Annotated in this window: 22 protein-coding genes; 5 read left to right on the top strand and 17 right to left on the bottom strand. The window is 34.1% G+C overall.

Annotated features, from left to right (window positions below):
• Positions 1-3: 3 nt before the first annotated feature.
• The 17 genes from hisA to ES674_RS11675 all read right to left on the bottom strand — a co-directional run bounded on the left by hisA (position 4) and on the right by ES674_RS11675 (position 17,364).
• The gene (hisA, locus tag ES674_RS11755; protein ID WP_148404240.1) at positions 4-750 is read right to left on the bottom strand and encodes a 1-(5-phosphoribosyl)-5-[(5-phosphoribosylamino)methylideneamino]imidazole-4-carboxamide isomerase; all 747 of its coding nucleotides are present in this window, start codon (positions 748-750) and stop codon (positions 4-6) included.
• Positions 751-812: 62 nt separating this feature from the next.
• The gene (hisH, locus tag ES674_RS11750; RefSeq protein WP_148404239.1) at positions 813-1,394 is read right to left on the bottom strand and encodes an imidazole glycerol phosphate synthase subunit HisH; all 582 of its coding nucleotides are present in this window, start codon (positions 1,392-1,394) and stop codon (positions 813-815) included.
• Positions 1,394-2,527, bottom strand: a complete 1,134-nt coding sequence (gene hisB / locus ES674_RS11745) for a bifunctional histidinol-phosphatase/imidazoleglycerol-phosphate dehydratase HisB (RefSeq protein WP_148404238.1) — start codon at positions 2,525-2,527, stop codon at positions 1,394-1,396. Before hisB ends, hisH begins: the two co-directional genes overlap by 1 nt.
• The gene (gene hisC / locus ES674_RS11740) at positions 2,524-3,561 is read right to left on the bottom strand and encodes a histidinol-phosphate transaminase (RefSeq protein WP_148404237.1); all 1,038 of its coding nucleotides are present in this window, start codon (positions 3,559-3,561) and stop codon (positions 2,524-2,526) included. The genes hisB and hisC overlap by 4 nt, the downstream gene beginning before the upstream one ends.
• The gene (hisD, locus tag ES674_RS11735) at positions 3,558-4,844 is read right to left on the bottom strand and encodes a histidinol dehydrogenase (protein WP_148404236.1); all 1,287 of its coding nucleotides are present in this window, start codon (positions 4,842-4,844) and stop codon (positions 3,558-3,560) included. The genes hisC and hisD overlap by 4 nt, the downstream gene beginning before the upstream one ends.
• Positions 4,841-5,698: an ATP phosphoribosyltransferase gene (gene hisG, locus ES674_RS11730; RefSeq protein ID WP_148404235.1), complete on the bottom strand. Its 858-nt coding sequence runs from the start codon at positions 5,696-5,698 to the stop codon at positions 4,841-4,843. Before hisG ends, hisD begins: the two co-directional genes overlap by 4 nt.
• A 285-nt stretch (positions 5,699-5,983) precedes the next feature.
• Positions 5,984-6,799: a prohibitin family protein gene (locus tag ES674_RS11725; RefSeq protein WP_148404234.1), complete on the bottom strand. Its 816-nt coding sequence runs from the start codon at positions 6,797-6,799 to the stop codon at positions 5,984-5,986.
• 21 nt (positions 6,800-6,820) lie between these two features.
• The gene (locus ES674_RS11720; protein WP_148404233.1) at positions 6,821-8,851 is read right to left on the bottom strand and encodes a VWA domain-containing protein; all 2,031 of its coding nucleotides are present in this window, start codon (positions 8,849-8,851) and stop codon (positions 6,821-6,823) included.
• A 3-nt stretch (positions 8,852-8,854) separates the two neighbouring features.
• Entirely contained in the window at positions 8,855-9,601 is a 747-nt protein-coding gene (fabG, locus tag ES674_RS11715) for a 3-oxoacyl-[acyl-carrier-protein] reductase (RefSeq protein ID WP_148404232.1), read from the bottom strand.
• 321 nt (positions 9,602-9,922) lie between these two features.
• On the bottom strand, positions 9,923-10,801 hold the full coding sequence (sucD, locus tag ES674_RS11710) for a succinate--CoA ligase subunit alpha (protein ID WP_148404231.1): 879 nt from the start codon (positions 10,799-10,801) through the stop codon (positions 9,923-9,925).
• Positions 10,802-10,871: 70 nt separating this feature from the next.
• Complete coding sequence (locus tag ES674_RS11705; RefSeq protein WP_148404230.1) at positions 10,872-11,279, bottom strand: nuclear transport factor 2 family protein; 408 nt, start codon at positions 11,277-11,279, stop codon at positions 10,872-10,874.
• The gene (locus ES674_RS11700; protein WP_148404229.1) at positions 11,280-12,215 is read right to left on the bottom strand and encodes a UDP-3-O-(3-hydroxymyristoyl)glucosamine N-acyltransferase; all 936 of its coding nucleotides are present in this window, start codon (positions 12,213-12,215) and stop codon (positions 11,280-11,282) included.
• Between the two features lie 2 nt (positions 12,216-12,217).
• On the bottom strand, positions 12,218-12,784 hold the full coding sequence (efp, locus tag ES674_RS11695) for an elongation factor P (RefSeq protein ID WP_148404228.1): 567 nt from the start codon (positions 12,782-12,784) through the stop codon (positions 12,218-12,220).
• Positions 12,785-12,831: 47 nt separating this feature from the next.
• A complete protein-coding gene (gene lpxA / locus ES674_RS11690) occupies positions 12,832-13,617 on the bottom strand; it encodes an acyl-ACP--UDP-N-acetylglucosamine O-acyltransferase (protein WP_148404227.1) in 786 nt (261 codons plus the stop codon).
• A gap of 70 nt (positions 13,618-13,687) precedes the next feature.
• A complete protein-coding gene (locus ES674_RS11685; RefSeq protein ID WP_148404226.1) occupies positions 13,688-15,094 on the bottom strand; it encodes a bifunctional UDP-3-O-[3-hydroxymyristoyl] N-acetylglucosamine deacetylase/3-hydroxyacyl-ACP dehydratase in 1,407 nt (468 codons plus the stop codon).
• A complete protein-coding gene (gene lpxD / locus ES674_RS11680) occupies positions 15,081-16,109 on the bottom strand; it encodes a UDP-3-O-(3-hydroxymyristoyl)glucosamine N-acyltransferase (RefSeq protein WP_148404225.1) in 1,029 nt (342 codons plus the stop codon). The genes ES674_RS11685 and lpxD overlap by 14 nt, the downstream gene beginning before the upstream one ends.
• Before the next feature lie 25 nt (positions 16,110-16,134).
• Positions 16,135-17,364 (bottom strand): HD domain-containing protein, encoded by a 1,230-nt coding sequence (locus ES674_RS11675; protein ID WP_148404618.1) that lies wholly within the window; start codon positions 17,362-17,364, stop codon positions 16,135-16,137.
• Positions 17,365-17,402: 38 nt separating this feature from the next.
• On the opposite strand from ES674_RS11675, the gene porX reads away from it, so the two are divergent.
• The 5 genes from porX (at position 17,403) to ES674_RS11650 (ending at position 21,930) form a co-directional block, all read left to right on the top strand.
• Positions 17,403-18,956 carry a T9SS response regulator signal transducer PorX gene (porX, locus tag ES674_RS11670; protein ID WP_148404224.1) on the top strand — a complete coding sequence of 518 codons (1,554 nt, stop codon included), beginning with the start codon at positions 17,403-17,405 and terminating at the stop codon, positions 18,954-18,956.
• 94 nt (positions 18,957-19,050) lie between these two features.
• On the top strand, positions 19,051-19,455 hold the full coding sequence (tsaE, locus tag ES674_RS11665; RefSeq protein WP_148404223.1) for a tRNA (adenosine(37)-N6)-threonylcarbamoyltransferase complex ATPase subunit type 1 TsaE: 405 nt from the start codon (positions 19,051-19,053) through the stop codon (positions 19,453-19,455).
• Between the two features lie 264 nt (positions 19,456-19,719).
• Positions 19,720-20,262, top strand: coding sequence for a hypothetical protein (locus ES674_RS11660; RefSeq protein ID WP_246126033.1), 543 nt, complete (start codon positions 19,720-19,722; stop codon positions 20,260-20,262).
• A gap of 63 nt (positions 20,263-20,325) precedes the next feature.
• Positions 20,326-21,525: an alanine dehydrogenase gene (locus ES674_RS11655; RefSeq protein WP_148404221.1), complete on the top strand. Its 1,200-nt coding sequence runs from the start codon at positions 20,326-20,328 to the stop codon at positions 21,523-21,525.
• Positions 21,526-21,558: 33 nt separating this feature from the next.
• Positions 21,559-21,930 carry a DUF4258 domain-containing protein gene (locus tag ES674_RS11650; RefSeq protein ID WP_148404220.1) on the top strand — a complete coding sequence of 124 codons (372 nt, stop codon included), beginning with the start codon at positions 21,559-21,561 and terminating at the stop codon, positions 21,928-21,930.
• Positions 21,931-21,944 lie beyond the last annotated feature (14 nt).

The following is a 21,944-nucleotide window of genomic DNA, read 5'->3' as shown; positions in this document are numbered from 1 at the left end:
ATTTTAAATGTAACGGGCTAAATCTTTAAGTTGAATCTTATTTTCATAAAGTGCTTTTCCTATTATAACACCTTCACAACCCAACTCTTTTAGCGCAATGACATCTTCAATACAGGAAACACCACCTGAAGCTATAAGTTTTATAGATTGCCTAGCACTGCTATTGGTGCAAGCTTCCAACATTTTTTTATAAAGCGTTAGTGCGGGACCTTCCAACATGCCGTCTTTCGAAATATCCGTACATACAACATAGCGAATACCCTTTTTTTGATAACTCTGTACAAATGGTATCACCTCTTGATTACTGCGTTCTTGCCAGCCACTAACGGCAATGGTTCCACCAGTTTCTGTAGGATGACAATCGGCCCCTAAAATAATTTTTTCGGAACCGTAAGTGGTTAACCAACCATTAAAGGTAGCGGTATCTTTAACCGCAATGCTACCTCCTGTAATTTGGCGAGCACCTGAATTAAAAGCTACATGCAAATCATCATCCGATTTTAAACCGCCACCAAAATCAATTTTCAAGCTTGTTTTTGAAGCCAAAAGTTCTAAAACGCGGTAGTTTACAACATGACTCGCTTTGGCGCCATCTAAATCTACCAAGTGTAAATATTCGATACCGGAGTCTTCAAACTGTTTGGCAACTTCTAATGGGTTTTCGTTATATATTTTTTTAGTATTATAATCACCTTTGGTGAGTCGGACGCATTTTCCGCCAATAATATCTATTGCTGGTATAATTCTCATATTTTCTTTTCAATAAAGCTTGATAGCCTATTCTATTTTTAATCTGAAATTTTAAAAAAAAGTTATAATTTCATAAAGTTTTTAAGTAGTTGTTCTCCAGCGCGACTGCTCTTTTCAGGATGAAATTGAACACCATAAAAATTGTCTTTTTGTAATGCTGAAGCATATAAAATATCATATTCCGTTAAGGCAATTGCCTGTGCACAATTCTGGGCATAATAGCTATGAACAAGGTACATGTATTCAGGCGCTTTTAACTTAAAAAATAAATCTGTTTTCAAGTTATTTATCGTGTTCCAACCCATTTGAGGCACTTTCACGTCACTAGAAAATCGTTTTACTTCTGTATTGAAAATTTTAAGGCCCGTTGTATTTCCTTCATCAGAATGGTTACACATTAATTGCATCCCCAAGCAAATGCCTAAAACAGGCTGTTTCAGTGTGGGGATTAATGCATCAAGCCCAGTTTCTTTCAATTTTCTCATAGCTGAACTAGCTTCGCCAACTCCAGGTAAAATCACTTTATCCGCTTGTTGTATTATTTCAGGATCCTTACTTAAAACTATTGAAACCCCCAACCTTTCAAAAGCAAATTGAATACTTTTAATATTTCCTACGCCATAATCAATAAGTACCACTTTCATTATAAAACACCTTTTGTTGTTGGTAAAATCATTTTGTTTACATCCCTTTTTACAGCCATTTTAATTGCTTTTGCAAAGGCTTTAAAAATAGCTTCTATTTTATGATGTTCATTGGTGCCATCTGCTTTAATATTTAAATTGCATTTGGCGCCATCTGTGAATGATTTAAAGAAATGCATAAACATTTCAGTAGGCATTTGTCCAATCATTTCACGTTTAAAATCGGCTTCCCAAACCAGCCAATTTCTACCACCAAAATCTATAGCAACTTGGGCTAAACAATCGTCCATTGGTAAACAAAAACCATAACGTTCCATGCCTAATTTAGAACCCAAGACCGTATTAAATAACTCACCCAAGGCAATAGCCGTGTCTTCAATGGTGTGGTGCTCATCAACTTCTAAATCTCCTTTAACCTCTATATTTAAATCCAACTGCCCATGTCTGGCAATTTGTTCCAACATATGATCAAAAAAAGCAATACCTGTTTGAATGAAACTTTTACCTGTTCCATCTAAATTTACAGCTATTTTAATATCGGTTTCATTGGTTTTACGTTCAATAGAACCTGAACGTTCGGCGACTTTTAGAAAATTATAAATAGCTTCCCAATTATCCGTTTCCAAGGCTATAAATTCTTGCAAGGCTTCAGCTTTCAGCGAAATTTCATCTGCACCTAAATTGGCTTCACCGTTAATTAAAATCCCTTTAGATTTTAAATTTTTTGCCAATTCCATATCGGTTAAACGATCACCAATTACAAAGGAATTTGCTAAATCATAATCGTCAGAGAAATATTGAGTTAATAATCCCGTATTTGGTTTTCGGGTTGGCGCATTGTCTTTTGTAAAGGTTCTATCAATAAATTCCTTTTCAAAATTAATACTTTCACTTTTAAAAGTTTCCATAATTAAATTATGCACTGGCCAAAAACTGTTTTCAGGAAAAACCTCGGTACCTAAACCATCTTGATTGGTGATCATTACCAATTCAAAATCTAATTCTTTAGCTATTCGGCCTAAATACTGGAATACGTTTGGATAAAATTCTAGTTTTTCAAAGCTGTCAATTTGCTCATCTTGTGGTTCTTTTATTAAAGTGCCGTCGCGATCTATAAATAATACTTTTTTCATTTTAAGGCTTTTAAAACAGTTACTAATTTGGTGTTTTCATCGGGTGTTCCTATTGTTAATCGCAGGCAATTTTCACATAAAGGTTCTTTACTTCTATTGCGAACAACTATTTCTTTTTCAATTAATTCCTTATAACGCTTGTTGGCATCATCTACTTTAACCAAAATGAAATTAGCATGGCTAGGATATAATTTCTTAATAATTTCAACCGACTCTAATTCTGAAATAACGCGCTGACGTTCGGCATTAATCAATTTGATTTGATCTGAAACCACATCCAGATTTTCCAAGCATTTTAAAGCAGTTTCTTGTGTTAACTGGTTTATATTATATGGTGGTTTAATGCTATTTAAAACGCTAATTACTTCTGCTGAAGCCATACACATTCCTAAACGAATACCAGCTAAACCATAGGCTTTTGATAGGGTTTGAATAACAATTAAATTTGGAAATTCGTTTAAACGACTTATCCAACTTTCACTTTCCGAAAAATCGCTATAAGCTTCATCAATAACAACCATCCCTTTAAATTCCTGTAGCAATTTTTCAATGGACTTGGCTTCAAAATTATTGGCCGTTGGATTGTTAGGTGAACATAAAAATAGCAATTTAGTATTTTGATTGGCTGTTTCTAATATGGTTGAAACTTCCGGTTGAAAATCTACTGATAAATTGACTTTGAGAATTTCCACATTATTAATATTTGCCAAAACTTCATACATTCCATAAGTTGGTGGTAATAATAATACGTTATCCTGGCTAGGTTCGCAAAAGGTTCTAAAAATTAAATCTAAAACTTCATCGCTGCCATTTCCCAATAAAATTTGATTTGTTTTGCACCCTTTTACACTTGCTAAACGCGATTTTAAAGCTGTTTGTTGTGGATCCGGATACCGATTTAAACCATTTTCAAATGGATTTTCATTCGCATCTAAAAAGGTGAGCGCTTCATTAAAATCTTTAAACTCATCACGTGCCGAAGCATACGGCTTCAGTTTTAGAATATTAGGTCTTATTAAATTTTGAATATTCATGATTGTAAGTCTTTTAATCGGATAGTTACCGCATTTTTATGTGCTTGCAAACCTTCTGCTTCGGCCATAATTTCAATGAATTTTCCGATGTTTTTTAAGCCGGTTTCCGATATTTTTTGAAAGGTGATAGCTTTACTAAAGCTATCCAAATTTACACCAGAATACGATTTACTAAATCCATTGGTTGGCAAGGTATGATTGGTTCCAGAGGCATAATCGCCCGCGCTTTCCGGTGTGTAATTTCCAATGAAAACAGAACCCGCATTTTGAATACCGTTAGTGAAAAATTCAGCGTTTTCAGCACATATAATAAAATGTTCTGGAGCGTAAGCATTGATGAATTTTAAAGCTTCTTCATTATTAGGAACCAAAATAGCCTTCGAGTTTAAAATAGCTTTTTGAGCCATATCTTTTCGTGGTAATTGCGCCATTTGTGAATCTACTTCTAAAAGTACCGCATCAATTAATTTTTTTGATGTGGAAACTAAAATCACTTGACTATCCGAACCATGTTCAGCTTGACTCAATAAATCGGCAGCCACATATTTTGGAACAGCTGAATCATCTGCCATAATTAATAATTCACTAGGTCCTGCCGGCATATCAATGGCCACGCCATACTTTGTTGCTAATTGCTTCGCCACGGTTACAAATTGATTTCCAGGTCCAAAAATTTTATATGCTGGTTTTATGGTTTCTGTACCAAAAGTCATCGCTGCAATAGCTTGAATACCTCCTATTTTGTAAATTTTAGTAACGCCACATAAATCGGCGGTGTAAAGAATTTCATCTGCAATTTTACCAAATTTATTAGGTGGCGAACACAAAATAATTTCGGTACATCCGGCAATTTGCGCTGGAACTGCCAACATTAAAACGGTTGAAAATAAAGGTGCCGTGCCGCCAGGAATGTATAGTCCAATTTTTTCAATGGCTCGCTTTTCTTGCCAGCATAAAACACCTATTTCGGTTTCTATTTCGATACGCTCGGTTTTTTGAGCTTCGTGAAACCGTTTAATATTTCGCTTTGCTAATAAAATGGCTTCTTTTAGCTCTGTTTTGACTTTGCTTTTTGCCAATTCAATTTCTTCAGCGGTAACTTTCATTTCCGAAACTTTAACACCATCAAAAATATCGGTGTATTTTAAAACAGCCGTATCACCGTTTAGTTGAATATCTTTAAATATTTCGGTTACGGTTTTTTCAATATCGGCAACAGTAGAGGTTGGACGCTGCAACAGATCAAACCAAGTTTGGTTTTTAGGGTTTTCTATAATTTTCATGATACCATATTTTCAATTGGACAAACTAGGATACCTTCGGCTCCTGCTTTTTTTAGTGCGTCAATAATTTCCCAAAAATCATTTTTATCAATAACCGAATGTAAAGAACTCCAGCCGGGTGCGGCTAAGGGTAAAACCGTTGGACTTTTCATTCCAGGTAAAATTTCAATAATCCGTTCCAGTTTATCATTTGGCGCATTTAATAATACGTAACGCGATTTCCGTGCTTTTAAAACCGATTGTAAGCGAAATTGCAAACTATCTAATATGGCTTTTTCTTCTGTGCCTATTTGAGGTGAAACAGCCAAAACTGCTTCAGATTGAAGAAGAACTTCAACTTCCTGCAAATTGTTTTTAAATAAGGTGCTACCGCTAGAAACAATATCTACAATAGCATCGGCTAATCCAATATTAGGCGTAATTTCAACAGAACCATTAATAATATGAAGCTGGGCTTCAATATTGTTTTTATCCAAAAACGCATTAACCGTATTAGGATAGGATGTGGCAATACGTTTACCATTCAAATCTTGAATGCTAGTATAGCTGTCTGTTTTTGGAATAGCTAATGACACGCGACAAGAAGAAAATCCTAATTTTTCCACTATTGAAATAGAATTCCCTTTTTCAATTAATACATTTTCTCCTATTATAGCGGCATCTATAACGCCATCTAAAAGGTATTGCGGAATATCTCCGTTTCGGAGATAGAACACTTCTAGAGGAAAGTTTTTTGCGGAGGCTTTTAATTGATCGCGACCATTGTCTATGGAAATACCGACTTCATTCAGTATTTTCATGGAATCGTCGTGTAATCGTCCTGATTTTTGAACTGCAATTTTTAATTTACTCATAACATTTTTTACGCTACTGCGATTTTTTAGTTAAACTTTAAAGTAGTTTGAGTAAATCTGAACGAGATGAAATCCGAATGGAAGGAAAACAAAAAACCCGCTTGAGATACTCAAACGGGTTTTTTAATATGTTGAATTTATTCAATACATTTTCAGCCTGCTTGAGTGCACGTATGAAAATGATGATGATGTGATTGAATAAATGTCATGTTTTTTTTTGTCTGAACAAAGATTTGTAAAATAATTCTATAAAACCTAATAATGTGGGTTTTATTTTGAAAAAAATTATTGGTTACCTAAAATAATTGGTAAACCAGAATCTCCAGAACCTATAACAATAACCTTACTGTTAGCTGATTCTGATAATTTTACAGTTGCTTCAATACCTTTATCTCGAAGAATTTGATCATTTAAAGAGGCACTTAAAATACGGTTAGCATCTGCTTTACCTTGTGCATCAATAATACGTTTTTCAGCTTCTTTAGCTGCCGTTACCAATCTAAATTCATATTCTAAAGACTCTTGCTCTTGTCTTAATTTACGTTCAATGGCGTCCTTAATTGTTCCTGGTAAGGTTACGTCACGCACTAAAACTTCGTTTAATTGAATATATTGATCTTTAACGATTTTCTGTGTTTCTTCAAAAATTTCTTGTTGAATAGCATCACGCTTACTAGAATATAATTGTTCGGGCGTATAACGGCCTACAACGCTTCTTGCTGCAGAACGAATAGCTGGCAACAACACGCGCTCTTTATACATTTCACTTTTTTCTTGATGTAATTTTCCTAAACTTTCATAGGCTGGTTGAAACCAAATAGATGCTTCTAATTTAATATCTAGTCCATTAGACGACAGTACATTCATACGTTCCACCAATTCTTGTTGACGTACTTCGTAAACGAAAACCTTGTTCCAAGGTGCTACAACATGGAAACCTTCTCCCAATGGTGGTTCATTTGTAACAACACCTTCATCAAAAGTTCTGTACAATACGCCTGCTTCACCTGATCCAATAGTAACAGCTGATTTAGCAATAACAACTATTAAAATTACAATTGCAATAATAATAGGTAATCCAATTTTAGGAAATTTTTCCATAGTTTAATTATTCTTTTAAGTTTAAATAAGACCTTTATACTTTCTATAAAACCATTCTGCCGAAAGGGCTAGAATTATTAAAATTAACAAGTATTTCCAGTCGATCAAAGATACGGTTTTTTTAGTGGCTCGTTCTATGGTTACGTACCGATTATCAGCTAGTATATTTGTTTTTAAATCTTGGAAATCATTCATGAAATAAGTCTGACCGCCATGTAAAGAAGCCAATTTATTTAATTTAGAGAAATTGGCATTCGTAAACTGTTGCTCTATATTAAAATCTAATATTTTGAAATTACCAGACTTGGATATATTGCTTGTATTTGCCTTAACCGTAAACTCGTAATCTGAAGCAGGAAGATTGCTTAAATCCACTTCAAAATTATTGTTTTTAAGCACTAAAGGAATAATTTTAGTTTCTTTTGAAATAACATCGGTAATAGCAATAGAAACGGTTTCGCGATTATCAAACTCGTAATTTTTATTGAAATATTGGGCTTGTAAAATAACGTTTGTATTCCCATCATAAAATGATTGGTATTCTAAACTTAAGCGTTCGCGTCGTTTTTTGGAAGCCAGATATTGTACCATTTTTCCGAAAAAATCATCGAATGAATTGAAGGAATTTTGATCTAAATAACTTTGAGAACGCCACTTCCATATATTTTCACCTAAAAGAAGCGCCTCTCGCCTATTTTGGTTTTCAAGAGTAATTAATAATGGTTTATCTGTGGTGATGCTTCCTATTTGTTTGTAGAGTAATGTTTGAAAGGGAACAGAGATATTAATATTTCCAAATTGTCCTTCTAAAGGTGGAAACGCATCAAAATCGACATCTGGAATGATAAATTCAGAAAAATTAGTATTCTTTTCAGCTAGATAATTTTCCGTTTGCGAAATTAAATCATGTTGATAATTGCCGCTCACGCCATTTAAAAAATGCCAACTCGTTTGTGTTCCTGCAATAACGAATCGATTGTTATTATCAGCATTTAATTTGGTGTAAACCGCTTTAAAACTAGCATTAGGTTGGTATAAAATAGCGAGTTGAAATTCGTCTATTCTCGCCAAAAAAGCGTTTGGCTTTAAAATGCTAGCCGTGCGCTGTTCGTTACTTTCAATACTTTTTTTAATAGCACCCAAATCAGGATGCAGAATTGCGCTTACTATGGCAATGTTCGTTTGCTCATCTATAACTTCAACAGCAAAGTTTTTACTATTATTTATAACGTTTTTTTCGTTGGAAATGGGCGCAATAACGGCTTGATAGGTAAAAACTCCAACTTGATTGGCTGTTAATGTTGCTTGAACGATTTTGGAGTTATTCGTTTTACTAAAGGATACCTTTTCTGAAAATAAAATGGCATTGCCACTCGTGATTTTAAATTCGGAGGTTATTGTTTCTTCACCATTATAAACCAAAATGACTTCAACAGGAAATTTATTTTTGTAGAAGGCATATTTATTCACATTTAATTGGGTGATTTTTAAATCAACATGCTTGGTTGTATCCCCTAAAACAATCGGGTAAATAGGTTGCTTATAGCTTTTAGCCGTGTATTCATAATCATTTCCATAGGTTTGATTCCCATCCGTAATTAAAATAGTTGGCGCAACCGTATTCTTATAAATAGTTTGTAAACCCTTAATAGCCTTATCTATATTGGTTTGCTTGGTGCTAAATTCTAAACTATCATTCAGCGAAATATCATTGCTAAACTTATAATAATCTATGGTGAATTTTTTATTTAAATCCGCATCATTTTTAAAAGCTTGAATAAGATTCCGAACACTATCCGACTGATTCAAAAACGCCATAGAATTCGAGTCATCTGCCGCAATTATTAGATTGGGCTTTTCATTATAAAAGGTTTCAGAATCTAACTTCGGATTCACCAAAAGTAGTAGAATTGAAAATATAGTAATAAAACGTAAGCCAGCTAGAATGGCATTAGTCCGAGTAGGTTTTGACTTGTATACATACTGAAAAAGCGCTAATAAAAGCGCTATGATTCCAGATAAAATGATATAAATTATGGTTGTACTTGCCATAAATTAAGTCAGCATTCCGCCATCAACATTAATAGTTTGACCTGTAATATACGCCGACATATCGCTTGCTAAAAACACACAAACATTGGCAATATCTTCTGGTGTTCCGCCGCGTCTTAATGGAATGGATTCTCTCCAACCTTTTACAGTAGCTTCATCTAATTTTGCCGTCATTTCAGTTTCAATAAAACCTGGAGCGATGACGTTACTTCTAATATTTCTGGAGCCTAATTCCAAAGCAACAGATTTTGAAAATCCAATAATTCCTGCTTTGGAAGCTGCATAATTGGTTTGTCCAGCATTACCTTTAACACCAACCACAGAACTCATATTAATAATAGAACCTTTACGTTGTTTTAACATGGTTCGTTGCACAGCTTTTGTCATATTAAAAACCGACTTTAAGTTGACTTCAATTACGGTATCGAAATCGGCTTCACTTAAGCGCATCAATAAATTATCTTTTGTAATACCTGCATTATTTACTAAAATGTCAATACTTCCAAACTCCTTAAGCACATCTTCAGCAAGTTGTTGGGCTTCATCAAAACTAGCGGCATTACTTTTATAGCCTTTAGCTTTAACGCCAAGGGCATTTAATTCATTTTCCAATTCATTAGCTGCTTCCACAGAAGAACTATAAGTAAAAGCAACGTTTGCACCATGTTGGGCGAAAACTTCAGCAATACCTCTACCTATTCCACGACTTGCGCCTGTAATTATGGCTGTTTTTCCTTTTAATAATGTCATTTATATAAATTTTTATGTTGGTATTTCAACTACCAAAGATAACTTTTTGGTTATAACTAATCCTAGAATCAACTAAGATATAAAATAAATCATTTTTTTAAACTATGATCTGTTCTATTGTTAAAGACAAAGAATACTTAAGAAATATTAAAACATAAATGTATTAATCAAGTTGTAAAAAGTTTCTTAAAAAATTGGACTATCCTTATTAGCAATTACAATGTTTTTGAGATGCTTTATTCTTTTGAACCCTTAAATATATAAAGCAAAAAAAAAAGGCTATCTCAATAAGACAGCCTTTCATTTTACAATATCATGGGTTTACAAAGATGCCATAACTTCAGCAACTTTTTTACCTATTTCAGCAGGTGATTCCACAACGTGAATACCACATTCTCTCATAATTTTCTTTTTAGCTTGCGCTGTATCATCACTTCCGCCAACAATGGCACCAGCGTGGCCCATAGTACGTCCAGCAGGAGCAGTTTCACCAGCAATAAATCCGATAACTGGTTTCTTACTACCACTTGCTTTATACCAATATGCCGCATCTGCTTCTAATTGACCTCCAATTTCACCAATCATAACAACGGCTTCTGTTTCTGGGTCGTTAATTAGCATTTCAATCGCTTCTTTAGTCGTTGTTCCAATAATTGGATCGCCACCAATACCAATAGCTGTTGTAATACCTAAACCTTGTTTTACAACTTGGTCAGCCGCTTCATATGTTAATGTTCCTGATTTAGAAACAATACCAATCGTTCCTTTTTTGAAAACAAAACCTGGCATAATACCAACTTTAGCTTCACCTGGCGTAATAACACCTGGACAGTTAGGTCCAATTAAACGGCAATCTCTATCTTTAATATAGTGAGCAGCTTTAATCATATCTGCTACAGGAATACCTTCAGTAATTGTAATAATTACTTTAATACCAGCATCTGCAGCTTCCATAATGGCGTCTGCAGCAAATGCAGGCGGTACAAAAATAATGGACGTATCAGCACCCGCTTTATCAACAGCTTCTTGAACTGTATTAAAAACTGGCTTGTCTAAATGTGTTTGTCCACCTTTACCTGGTGTTACACCACCAACTACGTTGGTTCCATATTCAATCATTTGGCCAGCGTGAAATGTTCCTTCACTACCTGTAAATCCTTGAACTATTACCTTTGAATTTTTATTAACTAAAACGCTCATTTAAGTTTGATTTTTTATGTTTTTAAAACGAGACAAAAGTAATGCTTTGCCCGCTATTTGTAAAGTCTTTTTAAAGTTTTATTTCAGAAAAGGCATTGGAATCTATTGTATCCTTATCTGCTGGCTGACTAATCTCGTAAGCACGATGAATTTTATTATCTTTTATATGATAAATGCAGATATAATGGGCAAGTGGTATTTCATCACCTTCAGATTCTATGGTACACGCATACAATGTGTAACGAGCCGTTACCAAATTATCTTCTTCTAATAAATGAGTCGTATCAAACCGTAAATCATTATAAGACTCTCTAACCCCTTTAAAGAAAAGTGAAATTTCATCAAAATTCCGTTCAGATAATCCTTTGCTACTATTCCAGAAAATTATACAGTCTTTATGATAAAACTGGTCTATTACTGTTTCATCATTTGCCAAATCAGATTCGTAAAATGATTTAATTAGTGCTTTTGAAGTCATTTATTTGTTTTTTAATTCTTCAATTATTTTAGGTATCTGTTTTATAGACGCCATTTCTTTCAGTAAAGTTCTAGCTTCCTGAACCGGTGTTCCCCAATAGGTTTTATGTCCCGCAACAGATTTAGTAAGGCCAGTTTGTCCGTGAACAATAGCTTTTGTGCCAATGGTAATACCACTTGCGCAGCCTACTTGTCCCCAAATAGTTACTTCATCTTCAATTATTACGCAGCCAGCAATTCCTACTTGTGAAGCAATAAGGCATTTTTTTCCAACAATAGTATCATGGCCAATTTGAACTAAATTATCAATTTTAGTGCCTTCACCTATAGTAGTATCTCCGGTTACGCCTTTATCAATCGTACAAAGTGCGCCAATATCTACATGATCTTGAATAACAACACGACCTCCAGAAATTAAAGGGTCAAAACCTTCTGGTCTATTTTTATAATAAAATGCACTAGCACCTAAAATAGTACCCGCTTGAATATTTACATTATTACCAATAACGGTATCATCATAAATACTAACATTAGAATGAATGACGCAATTATCACCAATTACCACGTTATGACCAACAAAACAATTGGGTTGTATTACGGTGTTTTTTCCAATTTTAGCCGTTTCCGAAATGGAACTAGATGCCGCATGAAAAGGTTTAAAGTGCTTGGTTAGCTTGTTGAAGTCATTAAATGGATCGTCACTAATTAAAAGTGCTTTTCCTTCTGGACAGTCTACTTCTTTATTAATGAGAACTATTGTAGCGGCAGACGCCAGAGCTTTGTCGTAATATTTAGGATGATCAACGAAAACAATATCGCCGGCTTCTACTACATGAATTTCATTCATGCCCAAAACGGGAAAATCAGCATCGCCAACATAATTAATATGAAGCAATGTCGCTATTTCTTTGAGTGTATGTGCTTTTGGAAATTTCACGCTTATTCTTTAACTCGCTCTTTGTAAGTTCCTTTTTCTGTTTCCACACGAATTTTATCACCTTCGTTAATAAAAAGTGGCACGTTTACTTCAGCACCCGTTTCTACTGTTGCCGGTTTAGTTGCATTTGTTGCCGTATTTCCTTTAACCCCTGGTTCTGTTGCTGTAACTTCTAAAACAACACTAGCAGGCATTTCTACGGAAAGCGGTAAATTATCTTCTGTATTAATTAAAACAGTTACTACTTCACCTTCTTTCATTAAATCCGCTCTGTCTAAAGCGGCTTCTAATAAACGGATTTGGGTATAATCTTCCGTGTTCATGAAATGATAAAACTCACCATCATTATACAAAAATTGAAATTTATGTGTTTCCACACGAACATCATCAATTTTATGACCGGCTGAAAACGTGTTTTCCAAGGTTTTCCCAGTGGTAACACTTTTCATTTTAGTTCTTATAAAAGCGGGACCTTTGCCAGGTTTTACGTGTAAAAATTCGGTTATTTTATAAATATCATGATTAAACCGGATACATAATCCATTTCTAATATCTGAAGTTGATGCCATATTATTTTAGTGTAAAATTGTTTGTTGTAAAGTAATTTAATGATACTTTAATTGGACTTAAAGTAACCTTTCATAATACCACGCTGCGAATCTTTGATAAACTGTAAAATCTCATCACGTTCGGGAGTTGCCTCCATTTCTGCTTCAATTATTTCAGCCGCTTGGGTATTGTTATAGTTTTTTTGATATAGTATTCTATAAATATCTTGAATTTCTCTAATCTTATCGGTTGAAAACCCACGACGTCTTAATCCCACAGAATTGATTCCTACATAAGATAAGGGTTCGCGTGCTGCTTTAACAAATGGCGGAACATCTTTTCTTACTAGAGACCCTCCAGTTACAAATGCATGATTACCTATGGAACAAAATTGATGAACAGCCGTCATTCCCGCTAAAACCACATAGTCACCTATTGTGATGTGGCCTGCCAATGTGCTATTATTTGAAAAAATACAGTTATTACCCACTACACAATCATGTGCAATGTGACAATAGGCCATAATTAAACAATTATCGCCAATAACGGTTTTCATTCTATCTGTGGTGCCACGATTTATGGTCACACACTCCCGAATGGTGACGTTATTACCAATTTCAACAGTGGTATCTTCATCTTTATATTTTAAATCTTGAGGTGTTGCTGAAATTACAGCACCAGGAAAAATATTGCAATTTTTACCAATTCGAGCGCCTTCCATAATGGTCACGTTGCTCCCTATCCATGTGCCTTCACCAATAATAACATTATTATGAATAGTTGTAAAAGGATCAATAACAACATTCTTGGCAATTTTAGCTCCTGGATGCACGTATGCTAGTGGTTGATTCATTTTTTAACGCTTGTTATTATATTGGTACGTATTATTAGCAACTATTTAAAACTGCTAATCGATTATTTTATTATTTTACTTTTGAAATTTGCGCCATTAATTCCGCTTCTGCACAAAGCTTCCCATTGGCATAAGCATAACCTTGCATGTGGCAAATACCACGACGAATGGGCGTAATTAAATCACATTTAAAGATAAGCGTATCTCCTGGAACTACTTTTTGTTTGAATTTTACTTTATCTATTTTCATAAAAAATGTCAGATAGTTTTCAGGATCTGGAACCGTGCTTAAAACCAATATTCCACCTGTTTGCGCCATAGCTTCCACAATTAAAACACCTGGCATAACCGGTGCTCCAGGAAAGTGACCTGCAAAAAATGGCTCGTTCATGGTAACGTTTTTCATTCCAATAACGCCTGAATCGGTCAATTCGAATATTTTATCAATTAATAAAAACGGTTGTCTATGCGGTAACATGTCCATAATTTGATTCACATCCATTAAAGGCTCTTGATTCAAATCGACATTGGGCACATGATTACGACGTTCATTTTTAATCAGTTTGGACATTTTTTTCGCAAACTGAGTATTAATTAAATGACCTGGTTTATTAGCTATAACCTTACCTTTAATGCGGGTTCTAATTAAAGCTAAATCGCCAATAACATCTAAAAGTTTATGTCGTGCAGCCTCATTAGGATGATGCAAGGTTAAATTATCTAGAATACCATTAGGCTTTACAGAAATAGAATCTTTTTTGAAAGCAATCTTTAATTTCGCCATGGTTTCAGGCGATAATTCTTTATCTACATAAACAATAGCATTATTTAAATCGCCACCTTTAATAAGACCGTGCTCTAAAAGTGTTTCAATTTCATGAAGGAAGCTGAAGGTTCTAGAATCGGAAATTTCTTTCTTGAATTCCGACATATTTTTAATAGATGCATTTTGAGTCCCTAAAACTTTGGTTCCAAAATCCACCATAGTAGTGACTTGGTATTCCTTTGCAGGCATAACTAATATTTCACTGCCCGTTTCTTCATCCGTATAAGAAATAACATTTGTTACCTCATACTCTTCTCTAAAGGCATCTTGTTCTACAATACCTGCTTTTTCAATAGCTTCAACAAAAAATTTAGATGAGCCATCCATTATTGGTGGTTCTGCTGCATTTATTTCTAAAATAGCATTATCGATATCCATACCCACTAAAGCAGCCAAAACATGTTCGCAAGTTTGAATAATTACGCCATTTTTTTCTAAACAAGTTCCACGCTGCGTATTGGTAACATACATGGCATCCGCTTCAATAATTGGGCTACCTTCTAGATCAATGCGTCTAAATGCAAAACCAGAATTTTCCAGCCCTGGCTTAAATGTTAAGGTCACATCATTACCAGTATGTAAACCTACGCCCTGGAGAGAAACCGCACTAGCAATAGTTTTCTGCTTGATATCCGTATTAATTATTCCCATCTACTTTTTTTTCTAATTCTATTATGTTCTTTACAATTTTTGGTAAATTCTTGAAGTGAATATAAGACTTATTCCAATCGCTATAGTTAAACGATGGCGACCCTTGCAATACTTCATTATCCTTTATGTTTTTTCCAATACCTGATTGAGCTTGAATTTTAACATTATCACCAATTATTAAATGGCCGGCAATTCCAACTTGACCCCCAATGATACAATTTTTTCCAATTTTCGTAGATCCCGCAACGCCTGTTTGCGCTGCAATAACGGTATTTCTACCGATTTCAACATTATGAGCAATTTGTATCTGATTGTCCAATTTAACACCACGTCTAATAATAGTAGAACCTAAAGTGGCACGATCTATAGTTGTCGCGGCACCAATATCTACATAATCTTCAAGAATAACATTACCAATTTGTGGTACTTTAGTGTATTCTCCTTCTTCATTTGGTACAAAACCGAAACCATCTGCGCCAATAATAACGCCAGAATTCAATACACAATAACTACCCACAATACAGTCTGAATAGATTTTTACACCTGCAAAAATAACCGTATTGTCCTGTATTACTACATTATCTCCAATATAGGAATTCGGATATATTTTAACATTATCGCCTATTTGCACATTATTTCCTATATATGAAAAAGCACCAATGTAAATATTTTCACCCAGTTTTGCGGACTCTGAAATATGTGCTGGTTGTTCAATACCGGATTTATTCATTTTTACTTGATTGTAATATTCAAGTAATTTAGAAAACGCTTTATAAGCATCATCCACCTTTATTAAAGTTGTGTGGATTTGTTTTTCGGGTTTAAAGCTTTTGTTAACAATAGTAATAGAAGCTTTAGTAGTATATATATAGGGCGTGTACTTCGGATTTGAGAGAAATGTTAATTCACCTTCTTTCCCTTCTTCAATTTTAGATAAATTGGAAACTTCAATAGTAGAGTCGCCAACAACTTCACCATCTAATATCCCCGCGATTTGTTCTGCTGTAAAATTCATTGAAAGCAAAAATAGAAAAAATGTATTACATTTTATCTTTAGGATAGCATATATAATATTTAGTGATGGGTTTTGAGAGCGCTTTTAAATATAATTGATCGGAAGCTTTCACAATATTTTGAATTTTTCCACTTTGCATTAATACATTAATAGGCTGCTGGTGCTGCTCATAGGCTTGATTTGAAATAGCGCCCGTAAATACAAAGTATTGCGCTTCTTCTTCAGAAACCTGATATTTAATCATTAATTTTTTAATATACTTCTGGAGTTTTTCAGGGTTAATTTCGCTGTTTTTGAGTTTAACTTTAAGTAATTGCCTGTTAATTAGCATATCACATAAATTTTTCAAAACAAAATCATCATGATATTGCCAAGATTTCATGGCTGATACAATATCATAATCGTCCAATTTGGAAAATGTATCTAAAGTTGCATTATCAAAATTTTCTAATTGAATATTATTTTTCAAAAAAAATTGTAATGCTTTACTAGCTTCTAATTCAAAACCTTGTAGCGTTAGTTCTTTTGCACGTTGCAATACACGCATTAGTAATTGCTCTGCAGCTATTCCTGTTTTATGTAAATATACTTGCCAATACATAAGGCGTCTAGCAACCAAAAATTTCTCGATACTGTAAATTCCTTTTTCTTCTACTACCAATTCATCATCAACCACATTTAGCATTGTAATTAATCGATCGCTGTTAATATTGCCTTCTGCAACGCCTGTATAAAAACTATCACGTTTTAAATAATCGGCCCGATCCATATCAAATTGGCTAGAAATTAAGGCGCACATAAATGGTCTGTGATATTCGCCTTTAAATATTTGGATGGCTAGCGTTAAACTTCCGTTAAATTCGGCATTCAAAACCTCCATAAACTGCAATGAAATATGCTCATGAGACACGCCATTTACAATACTGTGTTCCATGGCATGCGAAAAAGGACCATGGCCAATATCATGTAAAAGTATAGCAATATAGAGCGCATTTTCTTCTTCAGAACATATATCAACCCCTTTAAAACGAAGTACTTGAACGGCTTTCTGCATTAAATGCATACAACCTAAAGCGTGATGAAAACGTGTATGGTGCGCACCGGGATAAACCAAATACGATAAACCCATTTGAGAAATTCGGCGGAGTCGTTGAAAGTATTTATGCTCAATCAAATCGAAAATCAACGCATTCGGAATGGTAATAAAACCGTAAATTGGATCGTTAAATATCTTGAGTTTGTTTTTTGTCTGCAAGCTTGCTATCATATTATAAATAATAAAAACAAATATACATGAACCATATAAATATTCTTTGGGTTGACGATGAAATTGACTTGCTAAAACCCCATATTATCTTTTTAGAGCAAAAAAACTATAAAGTTACGCCTTGTAAGAGTGGCTCAGAAGCTTTGGAGATTTTAGAAGAGCAAAATTTTGATATTGTTTTTCTAGATGAAAACATGCCAGGATTAACTGGTTTGGAAACTTTGAACGAAATTAAGGAAAAACGCGACACGCTTCCGGTGGTGATGATTACAAAAAGTGAAGAAGAATATATTATGGAAGAAGCTATTGGTAACAAAATAGCCGATTATTTAATTAAACCCGTAAATCCAAATCAGATTCTGTTGAGTTTGAAGAAAAATTTAGACCATTCACGTTTAGTTTCTGAAAAAACAACTTCTAATTATCAGCAGGAATTTAGAAAAATAGCTATGGATTTAACCATGGTGAACAGCTACGAAGAATGGGTGGCTTTATATCAAAAGCTAATTTATTGGGAAATGCAGCTGGAAGATATTGAAGATTCCGGCATGTTTGAAATTTTAGAATCTCAAAAAACAGAAGCCAATACCCAGTTTGGGAAATTTATAGATAAAAATTATCCAAAATGGTTTGAACCGAATACAGATGCACCAATTATGTCTCATAATTTGTTTAAAGATAAAGTGGTTCCAGAAATTAGTAAGGAACAACCTACGCTTTTAGTGGTGATTGATAATTTACGCTATGACCAATGGAAGGCATTTGAACCAGTCGTTAGCAACTATTACAAGAAACGCAAAGAAGAAGCCTTTTATAGTATTCTACCAACAGCTACGCAATATGCCAGAAATGCTATTTTTTCAGGTTTAATGCCGTCTGATATGGAAAAAATGCATCCCGATTTATGGAAGAATGATATTGATGACGGTGGAAAAAACCTGTATGAAGAAGAATTTCTGCAAGCACAATTAAAACGATTAGGTTTACAAAACTTGAAAACTAAATATTTCAAAATCACCAATTTAAAAAATGGTAAGCAATTAGTTGATAGTTTTAAAACACTTAAAGAAAACGATTTAACAGTTGTAGTTTATAATTTTGTGGATATGTTGTCACATTCTAAAACTGAAATGGATGTGGTTAAAGAATTAGCATCTAATGATAAAGCATATCGCTCACTTACCCAGAGTTGGTTTAAAAACTCACCCTTGCTAGAAATGATTCAACAAGCGCAACAAATGGGGTTCAAATTGATTTTAACCACGGATCATGGTACCATTAATGTTAAGAACCCGTCTAAAGTTATTGGCGATAAAGATACATCCTTGAATTTACGTTATAAAACAGGCCGTAGTTTAACTTATGAGAGCAAAGATGTGTTGGTTGCCAAAGATCCAAAATCTATTCATCTGCCTTCTTTAAGCATGAATAGTTCTTTCATTTTTGCTAAAAACGATTTGTTCTTTGCTTACCCGAATAATTATAATCATTATGTCAGCTATTATCGCAATACGTATCAGCATGGTGGCGTGTCTTTAGAAGAAATGATCATACCATTTATTGTACTCGATCCCAAATAATTAATCTTTGAAATACAAATAAATCCGACGAAGTGCATTTTCTGTTAGTTTTTTCGAAAATTAATCCGTATAATTGCCCATAATTAATTTGACTTTGATTTTAGAATACAGTTTAGACAGCCTAGAAGCTGTGGCTCAAAAGGTTATAAATTCCGTATCACACAAAACCATTTTATTTAATGGCGAAATGGGTGCTGGAAAAACAACTTTAATCAAAGCATTGGTTAAACAATTAGGAAGTATGGATGTTGTTAGTAGTCCTACTTATTCATTAGTGAATACGTATGAAACGCCTACTTCCAATATTTATCATTTTGATTTGTACCGATTGAATTCCATAGAAGAAGCTTTCGACTTTGGAATAGAGGATTATTTACAGAGTGATAATTGGCTATTTATTGAATGGCCAGAAATTATTAAAGAGCTCTTACCGGACGGATATCATATTCTATCATTAGAGCCTTTAGAATTAAAAAAAAGACAATTAACGCTTACATAAAGTTGTTTTTTAAAAGTGTAGAAAACAACGAAGTGCTCAAACGGAGTGTTTTTACGGGAAAACCGTAATGGAAATTTTAAAAAACGTTAATTTTAACATAATTTTAACATTTCGAGCTATTTTTAAATGCACGTCTCATATACATTTGGATTAATTAATTAATTAAATCCCTTAATAAAATGAGAACAAAAAAGTATTTATTAGCAATCGCAATTTTTGGTGGAATGTTTTTTACAGCCCAAGCAACTAACATTATCGACTTAAATGACCAACAAACAACCAAAGTTGAAAAAATCAAGATCAGAGTTCCAAAACACGGATAAAAGTGTTATTATTTTAGGAAGTATTATAGCAACATTTATTGCTATTACTCCTTATTTATTTTATTTATATGAAAGTGTTCCAAGTGAAAAGACTTGGGACACTTTTATGTTTACCTACGAGAGTATCGGATATGGAGATGCAAATATTGTTATGTGGCTCTTAACTGGCAAGCTAATTCCTTTACTTTTTCTTTTAATCTGGTTTTTTACCTGTCGTCATTGGTGGTATCATACATTGCTCGTTCCAATTTCAATGTATATATACCAAATAATAGGTTTATTTAATGAAGACCAATCTTATGTTGACGAATTGCAATTAATCTATTTAGTACCTGTAATGGCTATAATAGTACCTTCTATCTATCTGGTTCGTGCTAAAATGTTAAATAAGATAAACAACGCTAATAAATCTTTACAACAATTAGAAGATGAGTTTATGCTGACTCCAACTTCCTTCTGGGGCAAGCTTAAGCAGTATTTTTAGAAAACACTTTATTCTTTCAAAAATTAATTCGTAATTTGACTAGCACTTAAAATGCGTCAACTTATGTCAAAATCTTTCTCGCCATTTACCAAACAGCAATTACTTCCACAAGAGGAAACTCTGGAAATTTATAAGAAAAAAGGCGAGTTATTTATTGGCATTCCTAAAGAAACGGCTTTTCAAGAAAAACGTGTTTGCTTAACTCCAGATGCTGTTTCCGCTTTAACAAGTAATGGCCACCGTATTTTAATGGAATCTGGAGCCGGAAAAGGCGCTAATTTTAGTGATAAAGATTACAGTGAAGCTGGCGCAGAAATCACCAAAGACCCAGCTAAAGTTTATGCTTGTCCCATGATTTTAAAAGTGGAACCTCCTACTCTAGATCAAGTAAAACTCATTAATCCGCAAACCATCCTTATTTCAGCCTTACAACTGAAAACCCAAAACAAAAAATATTTTGAAACGCTTGCGGCCAAACGTATCACCGCTTTGGCATTTGAATTTATTCGTGATGAAGATGGCGCTTATCCTGCTGTGCGGAGTTTAAGCGAAATTGCGGGAACAGCTTCCGTATTAATTGCTTCAGAACTTTTAAGTAATGTAAATGGTGGTAACGGTCTTTTATTTGGTAACATAAGTGGAGTGCCACCTATAGAAGTCGTGATATTAGGAGCCGGAACTGTGGGGGAATTTGCGGCACGCGGCGCTATTGGATTAGGTGCCAATGTTAAAGTTTTTGATAATTCTATAACTAAATTACGCTGTATTCAAACTAATTTGGGTCGCACCATTTTTACCTCAACATTACAACCCAAGAATCTTTCAAAAGCATTAAAACGCTGTGATGTGGTTATTGGAGCAGTTCGCGGAAAAAATAGGGCGCCCGTAATTGTTTCAGAATCTATGGTAGCCAATATGAAAGCTGGTTCTGTTATAATTGATGTTAGTATTGATATGGGCGGTTGTTTTGAAACTAGCGAAGTGACCTCTCATAAAACACCAACTTTTATAAAACACGGCGTCACACATTATTGCGTCCCTAATATTCCTGCCAGATATTCGCGTTCGGCTTCTATTTCCATTAGTAACATTTGCACACCTTATCTTTTAAAAATTGCCGAAGATGGCGGACTTGAAAATTCCTTACGTTTTGATAGGGGTTTAAAAAATGGGTTGTATTTTTACCACGGCATTTTAACCAGCAAATTAGTTGGTGAATGGTTCGACTTAAAACATAGCGATATTAACTTATTGATCTTTTAGTCGGTTATTTTTTAAATTTCAAAACTCTTAACTGTGAAATTATTACATCGTATTGGGTATTACCTGGGCGGATTCTCTATTGGCCTGATTTTATTGGCCTTTTTTTTAAATGGTAAAAAAGTATCTTGTGATTACGGACCAGAAGCTCGCGTTTTAAAAAATATCAATCTCAAAACTTTACATATCAGTCCAGATGCCGAAAAAGAAATTCTGGCAAGATCTATTGATAGCGCAACTTTAAAAAATATTTTAAAATATGGCGATATTGTATTCTCCAAAAGTGATACGCGAAAAAAACCTTGTGGTATTTATTTTTTAGAAGGGAGAACTCAAGATGCTCTTCTAGATATGAAAATAGAAAATTGTGATAGTATTGCTACCATTTTAGAAGTTATGTGGAAATAAAAAAGCTACCTAAA

Origin of the sequence: Bizionia myxarmorum (assembly GCF_008086205.1) — a bacterium.
GTDB lineage: Bacteria > Bacteroidota > Bacteroidia > Flavobacteriales > Flavobacteriaceae > Algorimicrobium > Algorimicrobium myxarmorum.
The sequence above is the reverse complement of the archived record's forward strand: the minus strand, read 5'-3'. Positions and strand labels throughout refer to the sequence as shown.